The 20,640-nt window shown below is 59.7% G+C and carries 22 protein-coding genes and 1 pseudogene; 11 read left to right on the top strand and 12 right to left on the bottom strand.

The window, feature by feature from the left end:
* Positions 1-98: 98 nt before the first annotated feature.
* The 6 genes and pseudogenes from C7451_RS18825 to C7451_RS18800 form a co-directional block, all read left to right on the top strand.
* Positions 99-503: pseudogene (locus C7451_RS18825) on the top strand (DUF305 domain-containing protein); the annotation flags it as partial.
* Positions 503-883: a hypothetical protein gene (locus C7451_RS18820; protein WP_197418024.1), complete on the top strand. Its 381-nt coding sequence runs from the start codon at positions 503-505 to the stop codon at positions 881-883. The pseudogene C7451_RS18825 and the gene C7451_RS18820, both read left to right, overlap by 1 nt.
* A gap of 80 nt (positions 884-963) precedes the next feature.
* Positions 964-1,239, top strand: coding sequence for a DUF5676 family membrane protein (locus C7451_RS18815; RefSeq protein WP_060977692.1), 276 nt, complete (start codon positions 964-966; stop codon positions 1,237-1,239).
* On the top strand, positions 1,236-3,551 hold the full coding sequence (locus tag C7451_RS18810; RefSeq protein ID WP_208625258.1) for a copper-transporting P-type ATPase: 2,316 nt from the start codon (positions 1,236-1,238) through the stop codon (positions 3,549-3,551). Before C7451_RS18815 ends, C7451_RS18810 begins: the two co-directional genes overlap by 4 nt.
* Positions 3,552-3,619: 68 nt before the next feature.
* A complete protein-coding gene (locus C7451_RS18805) occupies positions 3,620-4,903 on the top strand; it encodes an APC family permease (RefSeq protein WP_269454082.1) in 1,284 nt (427 codons plus the stop codon).
* Between the two features lie 192 nt (positions 4,904-5,095).
* Complete coding sequence (locus C7451_RS18800) at positions 5,096-5,572, top strand: hypothetical protein (RefSeq protein ID WP_146215432.1); 477 nt, start codon at positions 5,096-5,098, stop codon at positions 5,570-5,572.
* 149 nt (positions 5,573-5,721) lie between these two features.
* Here C7451_RS18800 and C7451_RS18795 read toward each other — a convergent pair whose 3' ends face one another.
* The 9 genes from C7451_RS18795 to C7451_RS18760 all read right to left on the bottom strand — a co-directional run bounded on the left by C7451_RS18795 (position 5,722) and on the right by C7451_RS18760 (position 16,222).
* Positions 5,722-7,056: an MFS transporter gene (locus C7451_RS18795; RefSeq protein ID WP_110300407.1), complete on the bottom strand. Its 1,335-nt coding sequence runs from the start codon at positions 7,054-7,056 to the stop codon at positions 5,722-5,724.
* 6 nt (positions 7,057-7,062) lie between these two features.
* A complete protein-coding gene (locus tag C7451_RS18790; RefSeq protein ID WP_060977688.1) occupies positions 7,063-7,689 on the bottom strand; it encodes a hypothetical protein in 627 nt (208 codons plus the stop codon).
* Between the two features lie 23 nt (positions 7,690-7,712).
* Positions 7,713-8,375, bottom strand: coding sequence for a HupE/UreJ family protein (locus C7451_RS18785; RefSeq protein WP_208597861.1), 663 nt, complete (start codon positions 8,373-8,375; stop codon positions 7,713-7,715).
* A 75-nt stretch (positions 8,376-8,450) separates the two neighbouring features.
* Complete coding sequence (locus tag C7451_RS18780) at positions 8,451-11,645, bottom strand: efflux RND transporter permease subunit (RefSeq protein WP_110300406.1); 3,195 nt, start codon at positions 11,643-11,645, stop codon at positions 8,451-8,453.
* Between the two features lie 11 nt (positions 11,646-11,656).
* Positions 11,657-12,895: an efflux RND transporter periplasmic adaptor subunit gene (locus C7451_RS18775; RefSeq protein WP_110300405.1), complete on the bottom strand. Its 1,239-nt coding sequence runs from the start codon at positions 12,893-12,895 to the stop codon at positions 11,657-11,659.
* The gene (locus C7451_RS18770; protein WP_110300404.1) at positions 12,892-14,163 is read right to left on the bottom strand and encodes a TolC family protein; all 1,272 of its coding nucleotides are present in this window, start codon (positions 14,161-14,163) and stop codon (positions 12,892-12,894) included. The genes C7451_RS18775 and C7451_RS18770 overlap by 4 nt, the downstream gene beginning before the upstream one ends.
* 60 nt (positions 14,164-14,223) lie before the next feature.
* Positions 14,224-14,631 carry a hypothetical protein gene (locus C7451_RS19870; protein ID WP_146215431.1) on the bottom strand — a complete coding sequence of 136 codons (408 nt, stop codon included), beginning with the start codon at positions 14,629-14,631 and terminating at the stop codon, positions 14,224-14,226.
* Between the two features lie 167 nt (positions 14,632-14,798).
* Positions 14,799-15,599: a DUF3703 domain-containing protein gene (locus tag C7451_RS18765; RefSeq protein ID WP_244182033.1), complete on the bottom strand. Its 801-nt coding sequence runs from the start codon at positions 15,597-15,599 to the stop codon at positions 14,799-14,801.
* Positions 15,596-16,222, bottom strand: coding sequence for a cation efflux transmembrane domain-containing protein (locus tag C7451_RS18760; RefSeq protein WP_110300409.1), 627 nt, complete (start codon positions 16,220-16,222; stop codon positions 15,596-15,598). Before C7451_RS18760 ends, C7451_RS18765 begins: the two co-directional genes overlap by 4 nt.
* Positions 16,223-16,305: 83 nt before the next feature.
* On the opposite strand from C7451_RS18760, the gene C7451_RS18755 reads away from it, so the two are divergent.
* The 3 genes from C7451_RS18755 to C7451_RS18745 are packed head-to-tail and all read left to right on the top strand — an operon-like array spanning position 16,306 to position 17,401.
* On the top strand, positions 16,306-16,710 hold the full coding sequence (locus tag C7451_RS18755; RefSeq protein ID WP_110300403.1) for a MerR family transcriptional regulator: 405 nt from the start codon (positions 16,306-16,308) through the stop codon (positions 16,708-16,710).
* Positions 16,710-17,060 (top strand): DUF3147 family protein, encoded by a 351-nt coding sequence (locus C7451_RS18750; RefSeq protein WP_110300402.1) that lies wholly within the window; start codon positions 16,710-16,712, stop codon positions 17,058-17,060. The genes C7451_RS18755 and C7451_RS18750 overlap by 1 nt, the downstream gene beginning before the upstream one ends.
* A 2-nt stretch (positions 17,061-17,062) precedes the next feature.
* Positions 17,063-17,401: a YnfA family protein gene (locus C7451_RS18745; RefSeq protein ID WP_110300401.1), complete on the top strand. Its 339-nt coding sequence runs from the start codon at positions 17,063-17,065 to the stop codon at positions 17,399-17,401.
* A gap of 810 nt (positions 17,402-18,211) precedes the next feature.
* Here C7451_RS18745 and C7451_RS20450 read toward each other — a convergent pair.
* Complete coding sequence (locus C7451_RS20450; protein ID WP_425266513.1) at positions 18,212-18,406, bottom strand: GDCCVxC domain-containing (seleno)protein; 195 nt, start codon at positions 18,404-18,406, stop codon at positions 18,212-18,214.
* A gap of 22 nt (positions 18,407-18,428) precedes the next feature.
* Complete coding sequence (locus C7451_RS18735) at positions 18,429-18,800, bottom strand: mercuric reductase (RefSeq protein ID WP_110300400.1); 372 nt, start codon at positions 18,798-18,800, stop codon at positions 18,429-18,431.
* An 80-nt stretch (positions 18,801-18,880) separates the two neighbouring features.
* On the opposite strand from C7451_RS18735, the gene C7451_RS18730 reads away from it, so the two are divergent.
* Complete coding sequence (locus C7451_RS18730) at positions 18,881-19,324, top strand: MerR family transcriptional regulator (protein ID WP_110300399.1); 444 nt, start codon at positions 18,881-18,883, stop codon at positions 19,322-19,324.
* Positions 19,321-19,728, top strand: coding sequence for a MerR family transcriptional regulator (locus tag C7451_RS18725; protein WP_110300398.1), 408 nt, complete (start codon positions 19,321-19,323; stop codon positions 19,726-19,728). The genes C7451_RS18730 and C7451_RS18725 overlap by 4 nt, the downstream gene beginning before the upstream one ends.
* A gap of 51 nt (positions 19,729-19,779) precedes the next feature.
* On the opposite strand, the gene C7451_RS19865 is transcribed toward C7451_RS18725, so the two are convergent.
* Positions 19,780-20,091 carry a hypothetical protein gene (locus C7451_RS19865; RefSeq protein ID WP_146215430.1) on the bottom strand — a complete coding sequence of 104 codons (312 nt, stop codon included), beginning with the start codon at positions 20,089-20,091 and terminating at the stop codon, positions 19,780-19,782.
* Between the last annotated feature and the right edge of the window lie 549 nt (positions 20,092-20,640).

Here is a 20,640-nt window from a genome sequence, read left to right as displayed (position 1 = left end):
GGCAACCGCCTGGCTGTTCATCGCCTCAATCCAGCTCCTCGCACGCCGCATCGCAAGAGCCTGAAATCCAACGCGATAGTTTTGAATCAGACTCTTAGACGCGCACCTGGATGGCCGTATATATGGGCGCGGTCATGGCGATCATCATGCTCGGCTTCATGTGGAAAATGTATGATGGGACATCCAAGAAGCTGACAATTGTCGGGGCATCACTGTTTGTTTTTGCAGGCTCGCTCTATCTCGTCCGCAGTCAGGAGACGGTCGATGACGTGAGCTATATGCGCGCGATGATCCCACATCACTCGATCGCGATCATGACCAGCGAGCGCGCGCATATCCGCGATCCCCGCGTTCGTGCTTTGGCGGATGACATCATCAAGGCGCAGGTCAGAGAAATTTCGGAAATGAAGCGGCTAATCGCTGATCTTGAGGCGGAGCCAGTTGAGTCGGGTGCCCCCATTTTACCGGCTGTGCCAGTGCAAAGCACGGAAACGGCGAATTGATGGCAAACGGCAATAACTGTCCGACTGAGGCTGCTCCGCACGTGGATTCGCCTGAGGAAATGTCCCAAATTCGCCAGCGTGCGTTGGCAAGGTGGGACAATGAAGGTGGCGCAATTGCCTCTATGGCTCAGATTGCTGACAGTGCCGTGCTCGAAGTGACCAACACTGAATTTATTCATCTGCGTATCCGGGTCATCGCGCTTGAAAATCTGATGATCGCTGTTCTGGCGGAGGGTTCAGAGCAGCAGCGCCAGACGGCACGCGACATGGCCGCCCTCATTACGCCTCGGCCAGGTTTTACCCAGCACCCGCTGACCGTTCATGCCGCCGATCACATCAACGATCTGGTTGCCCGCGCAGACCGGTATCGCATGGACTGACACGGCCGAGCCTGTGCTCATCCCCGCAGGAGCAGCCCTGTGGTCGCACTCAGACACCAGCTGCACCAAGGGAGATAGACATGCAAAATCCAACAATTGGTCGCCAGATTATCCGCTGGGGATGGACGCTCAGCGTTTTCATTCTGATCAGCTTTCTTGTTTGTATTGCGTTCGGTCTGCTGATGCCTGGACGCTTTCACATGCATGAGGCATGGGCTCCGCTACTGCCGGGGTTTGACTGGCTGACCTGGCCGGGCTTCATCGCAGGCGCAGTCGGTAGCTTTCTCTATGGCTGGTACATCGCGATATTGATCGTTCCGCTCTATCGCTTCTTCGGGCGCGGAGAGACGTCATGAGCGGCTATACCTGCCCCATGCATCCTGAAGTCCGGCAGGACGAGCCGGGCGACTGTCCGAAATGCGGCATGCATCTCGTACCGGGCGACGGCCAGCAAAGCGGCACGCATTCCGAATGCCACGCTTCGCATGGCCAGATGGAACACCAACCGAGCGATGGTAGCTATGATCAGGTGCCAGAGGGACACACCGGCACAGTTTATACCTGCCCGATGCATCCACAGGTGCGGCAGGTCAAAATGGGCTCCTGCCCGATCTGCGGCATGGGGCTGGAGCTGGAATCCGCCAGCATGGTGGAGGACGGCCCCAATCCGGAGCTGGTCGATTTTACCCGGCGTTTCTGGGTCGGCGCTATCCTTACGATACCGTTGCTGATTCTGACCATGGGGCCATTCGTTGGTCTGGGCGGTATCCGCGAGGCGTTTGGCGAGAGAACAACGCTGTGGATCGAATTTGCGCTCGGAACGCCGGTAGTCCTGTGGTGCGGCTGGCCGTTCCTGGTGCGGGGCTGGAATTCGTTCCGCACGATGAACCTCAACATGTTCTCGCTCATTTCGATCGGCGTTGCTGCCGCTTGGCTTTTCAGCGTGGTGGCGCTGCTGGCCCCCGGAATCTTCCCGGCAGGATTTCGCAACGCACATGGCCACGTCGGCGTCTATTTCGAAGCGGCGGCGGTCATCATCACGCTCGTTCTGCTAGGGCAGGTGATGGAACTGCGCGCGCGCGAAGGAACCGGTAAGGCCATTCGTGCCCTTCTCGATCTCGCCGCAAAAACCGCACGCGTGGTGCGCGATGACGGTAGCGAGGAGGAAATTCCGCTCGAAGACGTCCGGGTTGGCGACCGACTGCGCGTGCGGCCTGGCGATAAGGTGCCGGTGGACGGGACGGTTGCTGAAGGGCATTCGTCAATCGACGAAAGCATGATCTCGGGCGAGCCTATGCCAGTCAAAAAAGTGGCGGGAGACGATGTGACTGGTGCCACGATCAATGGCACTGGTAGCCTGATCATCGAGGCCCGGCGCGTCGGTGCCGATACGACATTGGCACAAATCGTCGAGATGGTTGCCAACGCCCAGCGTTCGCGCGCTCCGATCCAGAAATATGCCGACAAGGTTGCAGGTTGGTTTGTGCCAGCGGTTATCGGTGTCGCGATCCAGGCCTTTGTCGGATGGGCCATCTGGGGCCCCGCGCCTGCCTTGTCCTATGCGCTTATCGCGGCGGTTGCCGTGCTGATCATTGCCTGCCCCTGCGCGCTTGGCCTTGCGACGCCAATGTCGATCATGACGGCGACTGGCCGCGGCGCGCAGGCTGGCGTACTCATCAAGAATGCCGAAGCACTCGAACGGTTCGAGAAGGTCGACACGCTCATGGTCGACAAGACTGGCACGCTGACCGAGGGCAAGCCGCGATTGGTCGCGGTCTTGCCGCAACCGGGACATGATGAAGGCGAGGTGCTGCGTCTCGCCGCGACGCTGGAACGCGGGTCCGAGCACCCACTCGCCGAGGCCATTGTGAAAGGCGCACAGGAACGCGGCATCACGATCGCCGAAGCTAGCGACTTCGAGGCAATCACCGGCAAGGGGGTGATCGGCATTGTTGATGGCAAGAAGGTCATGCTTGGCAATCTCAAGCTTGTGACCGACCATGGGATCGATGCATCCGGTTTTCTGACAGCAGCCAATGCGCGGCGCGACGAGGGTGAAACGGTGATGTTCGTTGTCGTTGATGGCGCAATAGCCGGCTTGGTCAGCGTGGCAGATCCCGTGAAGGAGACGACCCCCGCTGCGATCAAGGCACTCCACGAGCTTGGCTTCCGGATTATCATGGCGACCGGCGATAACGAGCGCACTGCGCAAGCCGTCGCCGCAAAACTGGGCATCGACGAAATCCGCGCCGATGTCCTGCCGCAGGATAAGGCCCGCATCATTCGCGAATTACAGGAGCAGGGCCACAAAGTCGCTATGGCGGGAGACGGGGTGAACGATGCGCCTGCACTGGCTCAGGCCGATGTCGGTATCGCCATGGGCACAGGTGCAGATGTAGCGATCGAGAGCGCGGGCATTACACTCGTCAGAGGAAATCTCGACGGCATCGTGCGCGCTAGACGACTGTCGCACGCAACCATGAGTAATATCCGGCAAAACCTGTTCTTCGCGCTCATTTATAATGCGGCGGGCGTGCCGGTGGCTGCGGGCCTGCTCTATCCATTGTTCGGCATCCTGATCAGCCCGATGTTCGCAGCGCTCGCGATGAGCGCATCGTCGATTTCGGTGGTGCTCAATGCGCTAAGGCTGCGGACTGTCAAACTGTGAGCGGGCATGGCCAAAATGCTGGCGACGCACCCTCGCACGGCGATAATGGCAACGATCAGAAAAATTCGATCAGCCTGAGCGGTGCTGTCGCGATGGGCACAGGCGTCATGATTGGCGCAGGAATATTCGCGCTGACCGGCCAGATCGCGGAACTGGCAGGTCCGCTATTCCCGCTATCCTTTATCGCAGGCGCGCTGGTTACGTCGCTTGCGGCCTATAGCTACATCAAGATGTCGAACGCCTGGCCTTCGTCAGGCGGTATCGCGATGATCCTCCAAAAAGCATATGGCCCCGGCGTGATTGCCGCATCGGCTTCGCTGCTGATGGCTTTGTCGATGGTCATCAACGAGAGCCTGGTTGCGCGCACCTTCGCCACGTATGCGCTGCGGCCGCTCGGGCAGGAAAATAACGCGCTGATGCTATCGGTTGTCGCGCTTGCGGTCATCCTGCTTGCCTATATTGTCAATGCTTCTGGCAACCGCTCGGTCAGCCTGTTTTCGCTCGTGATGTCGGTCATCAAGATCGGCGGCATCGTGCTGTTTGCCATTGCCGCCATCTGGGTCAGCGGAATTGGTACGGGTGCTTTCGCCGAAGTTGCTGCGCCTGCCCGTCCGATGGATTTCGTGGCATCGGTGGCATTTGCGATCCTCGCGTTCAAGGGGTTCACGACCATCACCAACAGTGGCGGGGAAATCGTCGATCCGCATCGCAACGTCGGGCGCACAATCATGATCTCCATCGCGATCTGCGCTGTCACGTACCTGCTCGTAGCTGTTGCGGTCGGATCGAGCCTGACCATCCCCGAGATTACCGCAGCGCGTGACTATTCGCTCTCCGCGGCGGCCGAGCCGGCTCTTGGTGCATGGGGCTTCTACTTCACGATCGCAATTGCGCTCGCAGCAACAGCGTCCGGCGTGATCGCCAGCGTTTTTGCGGTAACCCGCATGCTGACGATGCTGACCGATATGAAGATGATACCTCATAGCCACTTCGGCATGAGCGGCGGCATCCGCAGCCACATGCTCGTCTATACGGTGGTTGTCGCCGGTGCGCTTGCGGTGCTCTTCGATCTTTCACGCATTGCAACCTTGGGCGCTTTTTTCTATCTGATCATGGACATGCTGGTCCATTGGGGCGTGTTCCGTAAGCTGCGCCATGAAATCGGCGCAAAGGCCTCCGTCCTCCTCGCGGCGCTCGCAGCCGATGCTATCGTGCTTGCCGCATTCACGACCGCTAAGCTCGGGAGTGATCCCGCGATTGTCGGCTACGCGTTGTTGGGTATTGTTGCTGTGTTTGCGGGGGAGGCCTTGTATCTGCGCAAAGTGGCAAATGCTTCACCGCGCGACCAATAGGTTATCAGTTGCTACGAGGAGGTGCCCCAATCATTACTATTCTCAGCACCTTTCGGAGCAACCAGCCGAGACGTATGACAACGCTCCATGAAATGGCAGAGCTGATTTCGCGGCGAGAGGACGCGACACATCATCCTCTGACGATAGAAGCTGCATTCCACCTGAATCGGTTCGCACAACGGGCGTCTCGGTTTGGCGGAATTGGCAAAGAATGAAAATGGCGGCGCAATGAAATTTGATAAACAACCCGAGATCCACGTTGCCACGTTTGGGTTCTTCACATCGTTCATCTGGGAAATGCTGCAAATGCCCTTCTTCGATGTCGGGTCGGCAACCTCTTGGGACAGCACGTTAGGCTGCACGCTAGCCACATTTGGCGATGCCGGGATTATGGTGCTGGCGTATACAGTGGTCTCGATAGTGAACCGCAACAGGCATTGGATGCACCGCCTAACCTCCGGCATGATCGGCACCTATCTGCTGTCAGGCCTTGGAATAACGGTCATAATCGAAAAAATCGCTACCAGCGTGCCCACGCAGTGGGGCTGGCGCTATAGTGAACTCATGCCCTTAGTGCCCGGCACAAATGTTGGCCTCGTCCCCATCCTGATGTGGATCATTATTCCACTGATAACGCTTTGGTTTGCAAGGCGCCAGCCTCGACCTTAATCCGCGACATGCCAAAGGCAAAACGGAACTGTCAGAATAATGAAGCGCTGGCAGTTATCGCGCGATAGGGTACCCTTCTTTATTCACTCACGTTGTTCCGCAAGCCGGTGCATGGCAAATGTTCCTCTGCAAAACTAACGGAGGCCGCATCATCGGCCAGGCCAAGCTGAATGAAGATCGTCAATAACGAAGGCGTGATGGGCTTTCCCACCAGCGTGGTCATTCACAAGATGTTGATGGTCGAAAGGTAAATCGTCGTGCGCGTGATCAACCACTTCGGGGTCCACCGATGGCCAAATCAATATGGAAATCCCCAAGCCGAACGCCGCCAGTGCAGCGCAAACCGCAAACGCCGTGCCGAAGCCGACCAGTGCTCCAACCTGTCCAGCAAGCGGATAGGCGATCAGCCAGCAAACGTGGCTCAGTGCAAATTGCGCGGCAAACAGCGCCGGTCGGTCTTCGCTGGCAGAAGATCGCCGTAGCAACCTACCGCCCGGCGTGACCGTGGCGGAATAGCCGATGCCGAGCAAAATCCATGCAACCAACATGAAGGCCCAATAGGCCGGGCGCAGATGAGTGCCCCAGGATGCTGCCAACGCCGCCAATACCACGACCAGAGCCGCCGAACCGGCCAGCATAACCCAGCGATCGGAAATCCGGTCAAGCAGGCGGGGCAGGATCAGCGCGCTCAGCATTGATCCGCCGCCAAAAGCCGAAAGCGTCAGCGCAACTCCGCGCTGACCGAGGCCGAGGGCAGCTTGCACCAGCACGGGAGTATTGACGATCACCATTGCGCTGGCAGCAGCCGCAGCCAAAGTGATCGCCAGCAACCCCCGCAACCGCGGGGTCTTGAGATAGATGCGGATGCCGCGGGTGGTCTTGTCGTATATCCCCCCGCTTGGCGGCGCAGCAGTTGAACGCGGCAGTACGACGGACAGAACTAACAGCGCAGAAATGGCAAAGCCGATCGACGTTCCGCCAAACAGCCAGTGAAAGTTGATCACCGTCAGCAAAACGGCAGCAAGGATCGGGCTGAGCAGACTCTCCAAATCATAGGCCATCCGTGATAGCGAGAGGGCTCTTGTATAGGCCTTCTCGTCGGGAAGGATGTCGGGAATGGTCGCTTGAAAGGTCGGGGTGAAGCCTGCCGATGCGGATTGCAGCACAAAAATCAGAACGTAGATTTGCCAAACCTGATCGACAAACGGCAGGGCCAACGCCGCCAGCCCGCGCACGACGTCCATCGCCACCAGAAAGCCTCGCCGGGGTAGGCGCGAGGCAAAAGCCCCGACCACCGGTGCAACGCCGATATAAGCGACCATCTTGATCGCCATCGCCGTGCCGAGCACCGCGCCGCTGTCTGCGCCTGCAATGTCAAATGCCAGCAGTCCCAGCGCGACCGTGGCCAGCCCGGTGCCAATCAGAGCAATCACCTGCGCCAGAAACAGGTGCCGATAGGTGCGATTGGCCAAGACTGTCAGCATGGTAGCTCAAACGACCCTTTTCAATTCGCTGAAGGCACCGTCGACGCGCAAGGTGACGGTTACGGTTCCCGCCGAACGATTGCGCCAGAACCAACCGTGCTTACCGTCAAAGGCTGCGACCAACTCACCCTGTTGGCCGGTCGATTGCTGACCCTTTTCATAGCCATGATAGGCGATCCCCGGAGCATCCGCGTGGGTATCGAAATTGACATGGCCGCCAGCGACGGACCAGTTGAACGCAATGCGGGCGCCTTTCTGCATCCCCGCCTTGATCTCTGCCCCCTCGCCCGGCGCCAGTGTAACCTGCATGGTTTCAGACCGCGCTGCGACAGTGGGCGCATCCGAAGCCGTCTGTGCACCCGCACCCTGCGAAGCCGGGAGGGCAGCAGAGGCTGTCGCTGATGCAGTGACAGCAGCGTCGGCCGAAGCCTCTTGTGCCAACTGCGCCTTGATCTCACCCATCTGGGTCAGACCGAGCGCGCGGCCCACGCCCGTAGGATCAATTGCATATTCGGACGGAAGCACGATGGTAGTCAGGATCACGGCTGATGCCGCCAAGGCGAACGCAGTGGCACCCATCAATTGGCGATTGCTGGGAAGGTCTTCCATCTTCGGACGTTGGGAATTGAACATAAATCGCTCCTGGGATTGTTGTATCAGCTGACGGCAAAACCGGCCAATTGATACCCGACCAGCACGAAGCCGGCGGTCATCAGCAAGGTGTTGGCGGCAAAAGCGTGGCGCATGAAACTGGCAGTCCGGCGCCAATATCCCATCACAATCAGGATCGCGCCAAGCGCCAGCAGCTGGCCAATCTCCACCCCGATGTTGAAAGCGATCAGATTGGGGATGAGGCCATCTTGCGCAATTTCAAACTCGATGACCTTGGTGGCGAGGCCAAACCCGTGGAAGAACCCGAACACCAAGGTCGCAGCCTTTGTGTTGGGCTGAACACCGAACCAGCGCTGGTAGGCACCGAGGTTGTCGAGCGCCTTGTAGACCACCGACAGACCGATAATCGCGTCGATCAGATAGGCGTTGGCGCTGATCCCGGTCAGCACGCCAAACAGCAGCGTGGTGGAGTGGCCGATCGCGAACAGGGTCACATAGATGCCGACGTCCTTCATCCGATAAAGGAAGAAAATCACCCCAAACAGGAACAGCAGGTGATCGTACCCGGTGACCATGTGTTTGGCCCCGAGATACAAGAACGGGAAGAACAACACCCCGCTGCTTTCCTGGATATAACCCTTGTCCCCTTCGGCGACATTGTGGGCATAGGCATCCACCGACACGAGCAGCAGCATGGCCAGCGCCATAAAGGAAAATATGATCCAGCGTGGCAAGGCTGGAGAGGTTGGCGATAATCTAGCGATCATGGCGTGGTATCCTGATTATTGAACGGCGAGACGGCGGCGGAAACGATCCCGCCAAGCTGGCTTCGGATTGTCAGCCTCACCGGTCCTCTTTGTATGGACCAAGGCGTAAAGTGCAGGCAGCACCACCAGGGTCAGGATGGTTGACGAGACAATGCCGCCAATCACCACGCTGGCCAGAGGTCGCTGCACTTCCGAGCCGATCCCCACATTCAGCGCCATCGGCACAAAGCCAAGTGACGCCACGAGCGCGGTCATCAGCACGGGCCGTAACCGCGTCAGCGCCCCTTCACGGATGGCATCTTCAAGGCTGCGGCCCTCCTCGCGCAATTGCTTGATGAAGCTGAGCATCACCACGCCATTGAGCACCGCCACGCCCGAAAGTGCGATAAAGCCCACCCCGGCCGAGATCGAGAAGGGTATGCCGCGCAGCAGCAACGCTGCCACGCCGCCCGTGAGCGCCAGCGGCACGCCGGAGAACACGATGGCCGCATCGCGCAGGGAACCAAAGAGCGCAAACAGCAGACCCAGGATGAGCAGCAGGGTGATCGGAACCACGATCTGAAGCCGCTGGGTCGCGGATTCGAGCTGTTCGAAGGTGCCGCCATATTCGACCCAATAACCCTCAGGCAGCTCGGCATCGCGCGCCACCACCTGCTGGACTTCGGCAATGAACGACCCCAAATCGCGCTCACGCACATTGACCGTGACAACCGCGCGCCGTTTGCCATTTTCGCGGCTGATCTGGTTAGGCCCGGTGATGTCGGTGATCGTTGCGACTTCGGATAGCGGTACAGTCTGCACCGCCCCACCCGCGATACCGCCACCGGGCAGCGGGATCGGCAGGCGTTCCAGCACCGTGCGATCCTGCCGCAGGTCTTCGGACAGGCGCACGACGATGTCGAACCGTCGGTCGCCTTCGAAAATCTGACCTGCGTTGGCACCCGCAGTGGCTGCGGCCACCACTTCCTGCACCGCGCTGACATTGAGGCCCAGCTGGCTGAGGCGCGCCCGGTCAGGGACAATCTCAACAAACGGCAAGCCCGTCACCTGTTCCGCCTGCACATCTTCCGCGCCATCGATGCCCGATACAATACCAACCACGCGGTCAGCCGCTGCTGACAATTCGTCGAGATCATCGCCAACGATCTTGATCGCGACATCAGACCGGACGCCCGCGATCAGCTCGTTGAACCGCATCTGGATGGGCTGGATGAATTCATACCGCGAACCCGGCACGTCGCGCTGGATTGCCTCGTTCATCTCGGCAACCAATTGTGCTTTGGGCTTGCGCGGGTCGGGCCATTCGTCGCGCGGCTTCATGATGATGAAAGTGTCGGCCACGCTGGGCGGAACTGCATCGGTTGCCACGTCGGCAGTCCCGATCTTGGCGAACACCAGATTGACTTCCGGGAACTGCTTGATCCGGTTTTCCAGTGCGGCCTGCATCTGCACTGCCTGCGTCAGGCTGGTGCCCGGAATCCGCAGGGCGTGCAGCGCGATGTCTCCTTCATCGAGGTTGGGGATGAACTCCGAACCCAGCCTTGTGGCTGCCACCCCGCTCAGCACCACAAGAGCGCCAGCGAGCACCAGCACCGTGACGCGGGCGCGCAAGGCCCAATCGAGCAGCGGGGCATAGCCCCGGTTGGCAGCGCGCATCACGCGGCTTTCCTTCTCCTCGACCTTGCCGGTGACAAACGTTGCCACGGCGGCGGGCACGAGGGTGAGCGAAAGCAGCGCTGCTGCCGTCAGAGCGAGCACTACAGTGATCGCCATCGGATGAAACGTCTTGCCCTCCACCCCGGTCAACGCAAAGATCGGCAGGTAAACGATGGTGATGATGGCAATGCCGAACAGGCTGGGCCTGACGACTTCCGCCGAAGCGCTGGCGGCAAGGCTGAACCGTTCCTCGCGGTTCAACAAGCGGCCGAGGCTGTGTTGGGCCTCGCCAAAGCGGCGCAGGCAATTTTCCACGATGATGACCGCGCCGTCGACAATCAGCCCGAAATCAAGCGCACCCAGGCTCATCAGATTGCCCGACAAGCCGCCTTCGACCATGCCTGTAATCGTCATCAGGAAGGTTATCGGAATGACCGCTGCCGTGATCAGAGCCGCGCGGATATTGCCCAACAGGGCAAACAGCACCACGATCACCAGCATCGCGCCTTCGGCAAGGTTCTTTTCGACCGTCCCGATCGTGGCCTCCACCAGCACTGAGCGGTCATAGACGGTGACCGCAGACACTCCTGCGGGAAGCGACTGGTTCACGACCTTCAGCTGCTCGGCCACTGCCACGCTTACATTGCGGGGGTTTTCGCCGACCAGCATATAGATCGTGCCCAGCACCACCTCGCGCCCGTCCTTGGTGGCCGCGCCCTGTCGGATCTCCGAACCGATGGAGACATCGGCGACATCGGCGATGCGTACAGGGGTGCCGGCACGAAAGGCGACGATGATGCCCGACAGATCCGCTTCGCCGGTTGCATTACCCGGCACCCGGATCACCGATTGTGCGCCCGACCGCTCGACATAGCCCGCACCCACGCTGGCATTGTTGCTTTCCAGCGCCTTCGTCAGATCGGCCACGGTCAGGCCGAAGCCCGACAGGCGCGCGGGGATCGGCGCAATCACATATTGGCGGCGATACCCGCCAACCGAGTTGACTTCGGTTACGCCGGGAACGTTGCGCAATTGCGGCCGCACCACCCAGTCATGCAGGGTGCGCAGATCCTCCGCCGTATAGGGGGTTCCATCGTCCTTGCGCGCGCCCGGTCTGGACTCGAGCGTATACATGAAGATTTCGCCCAGCCCGGTTGCAATCGGACCAAGCGCGGGCTCCATTCCGGGAGGCAGGTTTCCGGCTACCCCTTGCAGGCGTTCATTGACCAGTTGCCGCGCGAAATAAATGTCGGTCCCGTCATCGAACACCACGGTGACCTGGCTCAGGCCAGCGCGCGAAACGGAACGCGTGTAGTCGAGGCCCGGCAGACCGGCCAACGCGGTTTCGATCGGCAAGGTGATGCGCTGTTCGGCCTCCAAGGGCGAGAAGCCCGGCGCCGCGGTGTTGACCTGTACCTGTACGTTGGTGATGTCGGGCACGGCGTCGATCTTCAGCCGCCCGAAATTGTAGATGCCCAGCCCTGCAATCAGCAGCGCCACAACAATAACCGTCCATCGCTGCCGGATCGACAGCCTGATGATATTCTCAAGCATGGTGTCGCTCCTCAGTGATCGTGGCTTGCGCCGGCTTTTTCGATGTCGGCCTTGATGACGTAGCTGCCCTTGGTGACATAGGCCTGACCCGGCTTGATCCCGCCCAGCACTTCGGTCCATTCCGGCCCGCGGGTGCCCAGTTCGAGCATCCGCACTTCATAAGTGTTGCCCACCTGCGCGAACACCACGGTGAAGTCGCGGAACGCCTGCAATGCCTCGGTCCGCACCGCCAGCGGCACCTGCCTGCTCTGGATCGTCACCACCCCGCGCACCCGCATTCCGGGTCGCCAGAACCCGTCGCGATTGGGCAGACTTGCGCGTGCCAAGAGCGCGCCGGTTGCCGGGTCAGCGCCGGGCAAGAAACTGCCCAAGCGCGACGTCACCGAACGATCACCTTCGAGCAGGCCGAGCTGGATTTGCTGCCCTGCGCGCACCCGTTCCATATCGCGCGGGAAAATGGGGAACACCGCGCGCGTCCGGTTGGGGTCGGCAATCACATAGATCGGATCACTTCCGGCAACATCACCGACATTCGTGCGCCGCTCCACAATCACGCCGCTAACTGGCGCGGTGATCGCATAAATCTGCATGCTCTCGGTGCTTTCGACCCGCGCAAGCACTTGTCCCGCCCGAACGGAATCCCCCACATTTGGCCCGGCACTGACCACCCGGCCCGGAAATTTCGCACCCACGTTGGATGTGGCGGAAGGCTCTAGCTCAACATAGCCGATGATTTCGATCGTTTCGGACAGGCTTGCCGGGCCAACGCGCTCGATGGTTATCCCCGCCGCCTCGGCGGCCTGCTTGGGGAACGTCACCCGGCCCTCGTATGAGGCATATTCCCAGCGATGGCGGCGGCCGCCTTCACGGGCAGCGACGATAACGTCAAAGCTGTGTGGTTCGATCACCACGCCGTCGCCCCGCAGTAAATCCTGTTCAGCGGCAAACTTGAACGTGTTGACCTCCCCGTCGAGCCGTTTGAGCTGGATGGTCAGGTCAACATCGCGCGGCGCAACCGGCTTGTCGCCGCGATAGGCGTAAACGCGGTACTCCGGCGGCACGCCGTCTTCGAATATGGTCACCTCCAGCGCAAAATCGCCATCACGCAGCATCCGCCCATTATGCGGACCGCGTTCATATTCCTCTGGAGCAGCGCCTTCGGCCGCCTCGCTGCTTTCAGCCGGGGCATCACCGCAGGCCGTCAGCGGGAAGAGGAACAGCGCCGCAATCGTCAGTTGGAAAAGTCTCATTGTGATGCCTCCTCGGCCAAATTGCTGAAGCGACCGGTCAGGCGGTCCAGTTCAACCTTTGCTTCATGATATTCGCGTGCAGCGTCGACCGTGCGCATGGCAGCATCGACGGAGGCGGTCTGCGCAGCGGCCAAATCGGCAAAGCTGAAGAAGCCACGCTGATAGCCGACACGAACTTCGCTCAAGGCTTTTTCAGCGAGGGGAAGCACCTGAGTCTGGATGGCGTCAGCTTCGTGCCGCGCTTTTTCGACCCGTTCGGCAGCAAGCGTGATAGCGCGTCGGAGGTTGAACATTTCGACCTCCCGTTCAGCATCCACCCTCTGCCTTTCGGCCTGAGCTTCCGCCACACGTGCCCCGGCAAGTCGCCTTCCGCCGAGCGGCACCGAAACCCCGAAGACAAAACCAACATCGCCCGTGCCGATAAAGCGTGGCCCCCCGCTGAGGGTGAGATCGCGAACGGAATCGGCCTGTCGAACGGCGATGGCTGCATCAGCCTGTGCGCCCGCTGCCTGATAGATTGCAGAAATCGTCGGGGATGGCTCCATCGGTCCAGCAATGGGGGCAAGATCCAGAAACTGCCCTATCGGGACGATCAGCCCGTCAGCACTGCCGCCCCACCATTGGGACAACCGAACCAATGCTGCGTCGCGCGCATGAACGGCAAGCTCCAGGTCGACCTCGGCCTCGGCAACTCTGGCCAGCGCCCGCGTTCCAGCGAAGATCGGATCGCGCGCCGATGCGACACGGCGACCAACCTCGGTTGCAACGCCTTGAGCAATTGTCAGGCGCTCCCGCGCGACGCCGATGGCGGCCTCAGCGGCCTGCACCTCAACATAGGCAAGCTGAACATCGGAAATGATCTCAAGCCGTCTGACAACTGCCTGTGCCACGGCAACATCAATCTGACGGTCGGCAAGAGTGACCCGCGCCTGACGCTTGCCGCCGCGTTCGATCTGCTGGCTATAGGTTCCGGTGATCTGAAACTGGTCGTAGAGACTGTCCGACGGCGGACCGAAGTTTTCGGTCGCAATCTCCAGACTGGGCCTCGGCGGCAAGTCAGCCGCCGCCCGGTTCGCGGTCAATGCATCGACCTGGGCAACAACTGACGCATTCTGCGGCGCAGCGGCTAGCGCAAGCCGAATAGCGTCTTCCAGTGTCAAGTCCTGCCCAAGTGCAGGTGATGCCATCAAAACGGCGAGTGCTACCGGCAAAAGCAACGCTTTGCAGGCAGCGCGCGTGCCTTTGCACGCACGTATTCGGGAAAACATGGTGAGAAAACCTTGATCGCAAGCATGGGAATGTCCCACGCCTGCTCAAGGCGCGGGACGTCAGGCGTCCAGTTTCAACACCATGGGAGGCCGCTCTGGACCCGGAACGGCAATGCCGTCAACATGCCGGTCACCAGCGGGCGCGCGCAAGTTTCCCAACAGCATTACGCCAGGCAGTTCATTCGCTGATGTCGCCAAAAGGCTGGGGCCATTATCACCATGATAATGGTGTCCGCCTGCAATTTCATTCTGCCCCTGATCATCAGTTGGGTCTGCAGGATCAATGTCAGCGTGGTGGTCAGCCTGCATGGCCAGCGCATCACTCAGCACCGAATGATCGTGTGCGGATGCCTCCGCTCCAGAATGCTGTATTGAGTTCAAGACCTGTGAGCCGGAGGCGCTCGCATAAACAAGCGCCAACACCATGCAAAGCAAGGCGAAGAGGCGCTTGACGCGAGGGGATTTCATGCACAGCACCATCGGCTCCTAACTCTGGCGGAACGGACGTGCAAGAGATTAGAGCGCGGGGAAGTCATAAACGGGATTACCCCAACCGCCGGGCCATAATTCACCTCTCTCCAGCGAGGTGGCATAGTGAATGGCTGAATTTATGCAGTTTATCTTAGGGGGGATGATCATAAGATCATTCCCTGCTGACGCAGCGCTTCCGCCAAATCCACAGGTATCGGCATCGGCGCAAATGCGCTCACATTAGATCGACCAGTATTCCCAACCGGCAAACGGCCTGTCAGGGCGCCCAGCGGGGCCATAATAAGCCGGAAGATCTGGCCCAGCGCCTCGCGCGCATCACCCCGCCGGATCGCAAACCGCAACATGGCGCCATGGCTGGCAAGATGAGGGCCAAGATAGGGCTGCGACACGATATGAACCCGCTCCAAATGGTGCCACGCACGATCATCGTCGCCCGCTTCTACCGCTGAACGGTATGCCGCCATTTCGGCCGCGATCACCCGCCGCGCAGCAAGACTCTTGGCAAGCCCCCGCCAGCGTCGCTGCCGGTGCCAATAGAAGATCTGCGCGAAGGCCCAGATGAACGGGGTCAGGGCTCCGGCCGAAACTTCGACTTCGTCGCTGTAACGCGTCCCGCCGTCCTTGTCCGGCGCGACCGTAATCCAATGATCCCACTTGGAGATGAGGGCACTGTGCCCGTTGTCACGCATTCGTTTTGGCCATTCGGTGCCGTCAGCTTCGTGCAGGGAAGTCACGATCCACTGGGTCCCGAAGGGGATCAAGTCGAACAGCCGGAGCTTAACCTGGTAGCGCCCGCCGGGCTGAAAGCTCTCGAACGCCGCGTCATCGACCGGGATGAAGCGCATCAGCGGCCAAGCGATATGCTGTAACAAGCCCGCTGTCTGGACTTCTGCCCAGACAGCTTCCGGCTTGAGCGCGATATGTGTCGATCGGGAAACCTTCATGTCGCAACGCTCCCCAATTCAAGCCGTGCCTGCCGAACAATCTGAATGCCGCCGCTGATCCCGAGAACCGCCAGGAGCGCAGCAACAATAAGGTCGGGCCATGCGGTCCCGGTGCCGAACACGCCGAGCGCAGCAGCCATCACGGCAATATTGCCGATCGCGTCATTGCGTGAGCAGATCCAGACCGAGCGCATGTTCGCATCACCCGTACGAAAGCGGTAGAGCATGATGGCGACGCCAGCATTGGCTGCGAGCGCGAGCGCGCCAATCATGCCCATCAGCTCAGGTTTGGGAGCAGCTCCGCCCAATGCCGCTAAGACCGCTGTGATCATGACCCAACCGCTCAGGCCGATAAGTGTAAGCCCCTTGGCAAGGGCAGCCCGCGCGCGCCATGCCAGCGCCATCCCGGCAACCAGCAGGCTGATCGCGTAATTGGCAGCATCACCCAGAAAATCGAGTGCGTCCGCCTGCAGCGCACGGCTGTCAGCGGCGGCACCTGCCGCCATCTCGACAGCGAACATGCCGGCGTTGACGCCGAGCGCGATCCACAAAGCCCTGCGCCAGCGCGGGTCATTCAGCGTTGCCGTCGTTCCGCACGCGGCCTTGCAGCAATCATCAGCCATCATCTTGCCTCCTCGACAACTCCCGAGTCGGCACTCTATCTACACCCTGTAGCAACTACAGGGTCAAGCCCAGAGGAGTGGCGATGAAAATTGGCGAGCTCGCGAGCGCCACGGCGACCAAGGTCGAGACGGTGCGCTATTATGAAAAGATCGGGCTGTTGCCACCGCCGGCGCGGACAAGCGCCAACTACCGTGCCTACGGCAATGATCATCTGGCGCGCCTGTCGTTCATCCGCCGCGCCCGCGATCTCGGTTTCACGTTCGAAGCGGTGCGCGAACTGCTCACACTGTCGGATGACAAGGCCCAGTCCTGCGATGCAGTTGACGTGATTGCACGCGTCCACCTCACCGAAATCGACCGCAAGATCGCCGATCTGTCCGCGCTGCGCGCCGAGCTTGATCGGACCATCGGTTCCTGCCGTCACGGGACCGTGGCCGATTGCAAGATTATCGAAACTCTGGCCCCGCGCGGTAAGGACACAGCTTGATGTATTATCTGCTCGTCAAAGCCGTCGCATCTGCCATCATCATCGTGATCGTTTCGGAAACCGCGCGGCGCAATCCCGGTACCGGGGCGCTGATCGCTTCGTTGCCGCTGATCTCAGTGCTCGGCATGATCTGGCTGTGGCGCGACACGCAAGACGTTGCGCGCCTGGCCGAGCATTCCGCCGCGACGTTCTGGTATGTGCTTCCGAGTCTCACGATGTTTCTCGTCATACCTGCCCTGCTCAAACGTGGTGTCGGGTTCTGGCCCGCGCTGCTTGCGGGGTGCGTTCTGACGATGGCGCTCTACGCGTCGATGGTCTGGGCCGGCCCGAAATTTGGATTGAAGCTGTGACGATGCCCAACCTGCCAACGGCAATCATTTATGCCCTTGCCGCGCTTGCGGAGATCGCGGGCTGCTTCGCCTTCTGGGCATGGCTGCGCCTCGACAAGCCCATGTGGTGGGTGCTTCCGGGCGTGGTTTCCTTAGCCTTATTCGCGTGGCTTCTTACGTTGATTGATACGCCCGTCGCGGGGCGCGCTTACGCAGCCTATGGCGGTGTTTACATCGCCGCTTCGCTGATATGGCTCTGGACGGTGGAAGGTGCACGGCCCGACCGCTGGGATGTCATCGGAGCCTCAATTTGCCTCGCCGGGGCCGGGTTGATCCTTTTGGGGCCGGGACGATCACCGTGATGGGAGCCAATTTCCAGCAATGAGACGCGCGGCAGCCCCATTTAACTGGCGCCTAGTAATACCATGCGGTGAATCTTTTTATTACAAAGCTTCCGTTCCCATAATTGACAAGTCTTGACAGGATCTTTGCCGCGCACACGCTCGAGCGGAAGCGATCCATAAAAAAGGCGGGCGCCCGGTCAGAGACCGGACGCCCGCCCTCATGCTCTGGTCATTCCCTTACGGGCAGCAGCTCATGGCCGCATCACAGCAAGCGAGCACGAGGTCGCAGCAGGACATGGCCAGCGATGCAACCTGATCCGGCGCAGCGGCAAATGCCGCCGAGCTGGAACCAAGCAGCACCGCTGCGGTTAAAATAGACCTTTTCATGATGGTATCTTCGTTGATATTGAACTGGATGGTTCAGCGGAGCCTTTGAGGAGGAGGCGGGGCCGACCTTCCATCTGACAAGGGCGGGAACTTGGTTGGAAAAGGCAGATAGGGGAGCGATAAAAGATCGCGGATGTCCATAGACAAAACGCGGCTTTCCGGAAGCCTCTGGAACAAGGCTAGAAAATAGCTGTGACACCATTGGCTTTCGTTATCTGTGCAATTGCCGCAGCCGCTGCTGCGGTCGACCACGAAAGCTATTGGGGCGCCGCCATTCATCACGTAGGTTGCCTCAAGCGGGAGCATGGCAACCAAAAAGACCGTCCGTCTCGCTCCTGAAGACGCTTTCACAATAAATGCCAGTCATCCAACATGCTTCTCGACATATCGCGAGCTGAGCAGCCGCCTAAACTTGGTAGCGACTACAGAGTCCATAGGCTGCTATCCGCAAGTGTCGCACCCGCTCCCCTCCTGGATTGGCGGGCATTTTACCGTTCCATATGAGCAAAAGACGCAGCAATCGCCTGCCAGTGGACGCAGCAGCTTTTGGCAACCGGTGCAGTCGTAGAAGAACCAGCAAGCGTCCGTCGGCATGGTTTCGACCTTCTGTGTGCCGCATTCGGGGCAGGTCAGCATGGATTGGAGGACTATGGCTGGATCAGACATAGACGATGCCTGCAACTAGCAAAACCGTCCCCGCCACTAAACCTGCGGCGAGAGCAATTCTCAACCAACGCGGCGAGCTTGCTGCGACACCGCCGCACCGGACGGCATTTTGGTGGGTGCGCCAGAGCATGAAGGCCGAAATCAGCAAGGAAAGGGCGCTGACCGCGATCCAAATATCACGCTGAGGCGCGGTGACGGAAGCGATCCCGGCTAGCCAGGCGGTTCCGATGCCGGCCGCCGCGAGCATTATTGGCAGAGCGCAACAGGCCGCTACGCCGAACGCTGCGCCGATGCCGCTCAACGTGAGCAGCGTTGCACCGCTGAGTTTGGCGGTGTCGAAATGGGGGCTAGGTTGGTCGGGCATGTCAATATCCTTGTCGAATCATAACCTACTATGTACCGTCTGTAGCCACTACAGACTCAAGCGTTTTTTGAAGGCAGACATTGACCCGGCAAGGATTTGCAATTGGCGCGCTTTCGCAGCAGAGCGAATGCAACATCGAAACGATACGGTATTATGAACGGATCGGCCTCATCCCGCGTGCCGAGCGACGCGGGCGTTATCGCTACTACACCAACGAGGATGCCGACCGCCTGCGCTTCATCAAGCGCGCTCGCTCGCTGGGATTTGCGATTGAGGAAATTCGCGATCTGCTCAGATTGACAAAATCCGGATCGGACGATGGCATTGATGCTTGTGCTGACGCCAAGGCAATTGCGCTGTTGAATCTGAACAATGTGAAAGCACGGCTCGACGACCTCAAGCGAATGGAGGCAGTTCTCACCGACGCAATCGGTGCTTGCGACCGGGATATATTCCGGGGGTGCCCGATCCTCGCGACGCTCAGCGGAACATACAAGACTGACGAACACGGAAATTTGCCTTGAAAATAGGTGAGCTGGCGAGCGCAACCGCGACGAATGTCGAGACGGTGCGTTACTATGAAAAAATTGGCCTGCTTCCCGCGCCTGCCCGCACCAACGGTAACTACCGAAGTTACGGGGTGGCCCATTTGCAGCGGCTGTCTTTCATCCGCCGCGCGCGTGATCTGGGGTTCAGCTTGGACGCGGTGCGCGATCTGCTGGCGTTGACGGACGACCGTGAAAAGCCGTGCCAAGCAGTCGACGAAATCGCCAGCCGACATCTGAGCGAGGTCGAACGTAAGATTTCCGATCTTGCGGCAATGCGCGATGAACTTCGTGTTGTTATTGGCAACTGCCGCCACGGCACTGTCGGTGACTGCAAAATCATTGAGACGCTTGGGCCTCGCGTAAGACCTGACCCGAAATAGGTTGAAACGTAAACCGATCGCCTGATAGCCACAGATTCACGTTATACAGGTTCAATGCCCGCGACGATATTCGCGGTGATGGCTATCACGGTCGCGGCGATGATGACGGTCGTCACGGTGGCGATTACGCTCGCGGTAATGACGACGCGGCTGCCGGTCGTAATCGTCGTAATAGCGATCTGAATAGTCATAATTGTAACCGCGCCGCGCCGGCTGGTAATAACCATAGCCGCCATAACCGCTACCAATGCTGATACTGACACCGCCATGACCGCGACTGTGATGTCTATCGCGCGCCGAAGCGGGAGAGGCCACCATTGCTGCGACGGTAGCGGTTACAATGAACATGAATTTCATTTTCATAGCACTGCTCACTTTATCAAAACGCCCGGGATGGGCGGTTCATAAGATCGTTTTATTGTTTTTGGAATGAACGAGGACTTAACTATTCTCGATGCGCATTGGTGCTGGCCAGCGATCGTCCGCCAGTCCTACCCGACAAATACGGCGCGCGCGCAGCAGCTTGCCAATGTTGGCTAAGCCTAAGCTGGCAAAGCCTGACCAAGCCTTGGAATAGTTCGGATGTAGAAAAGCTCGCTGATGAGTTCGACCAGTGTCTGCGTCACGATGATTGCTGGCAAAATGGGGAACGCGCCAGGCACGGCAAGCGCCAGCGGCAGTACGACCAGCGAGTTACATGTGGCGGTGCTAAAGGCAACAGCCCGCGAGAGGTGGCCTGGCAAAACTGGACATCGGGATAAGTGGATTTTCTGCCTGACGGGGGCCATTGTGCGGCCTGACAGGAGACGAGATGAGTAGACGACCGCGCCGTAACCACAGTCCGGCATTCAAGGCGAAGGTGGCATTGGCTGCCGTGAGGGGCGAGAAGACGCTGGCCGAGTTGGCGCAGCT

This window comes from Blastomonas natatoria (assembly GCF_003201955.1).
Lineage (GTDB): Bacteria > Pseudomonadota > Alphaproteobacteria > Sphingomonadales > Sphingomonadaceae > Blastomonas > Blastomonas natatoria.
The sequence above is the reverse complement of the archived record's forward strand: the minus strand, read 5'-3'. Positions and strand labels throughout refer to the sequence as shown.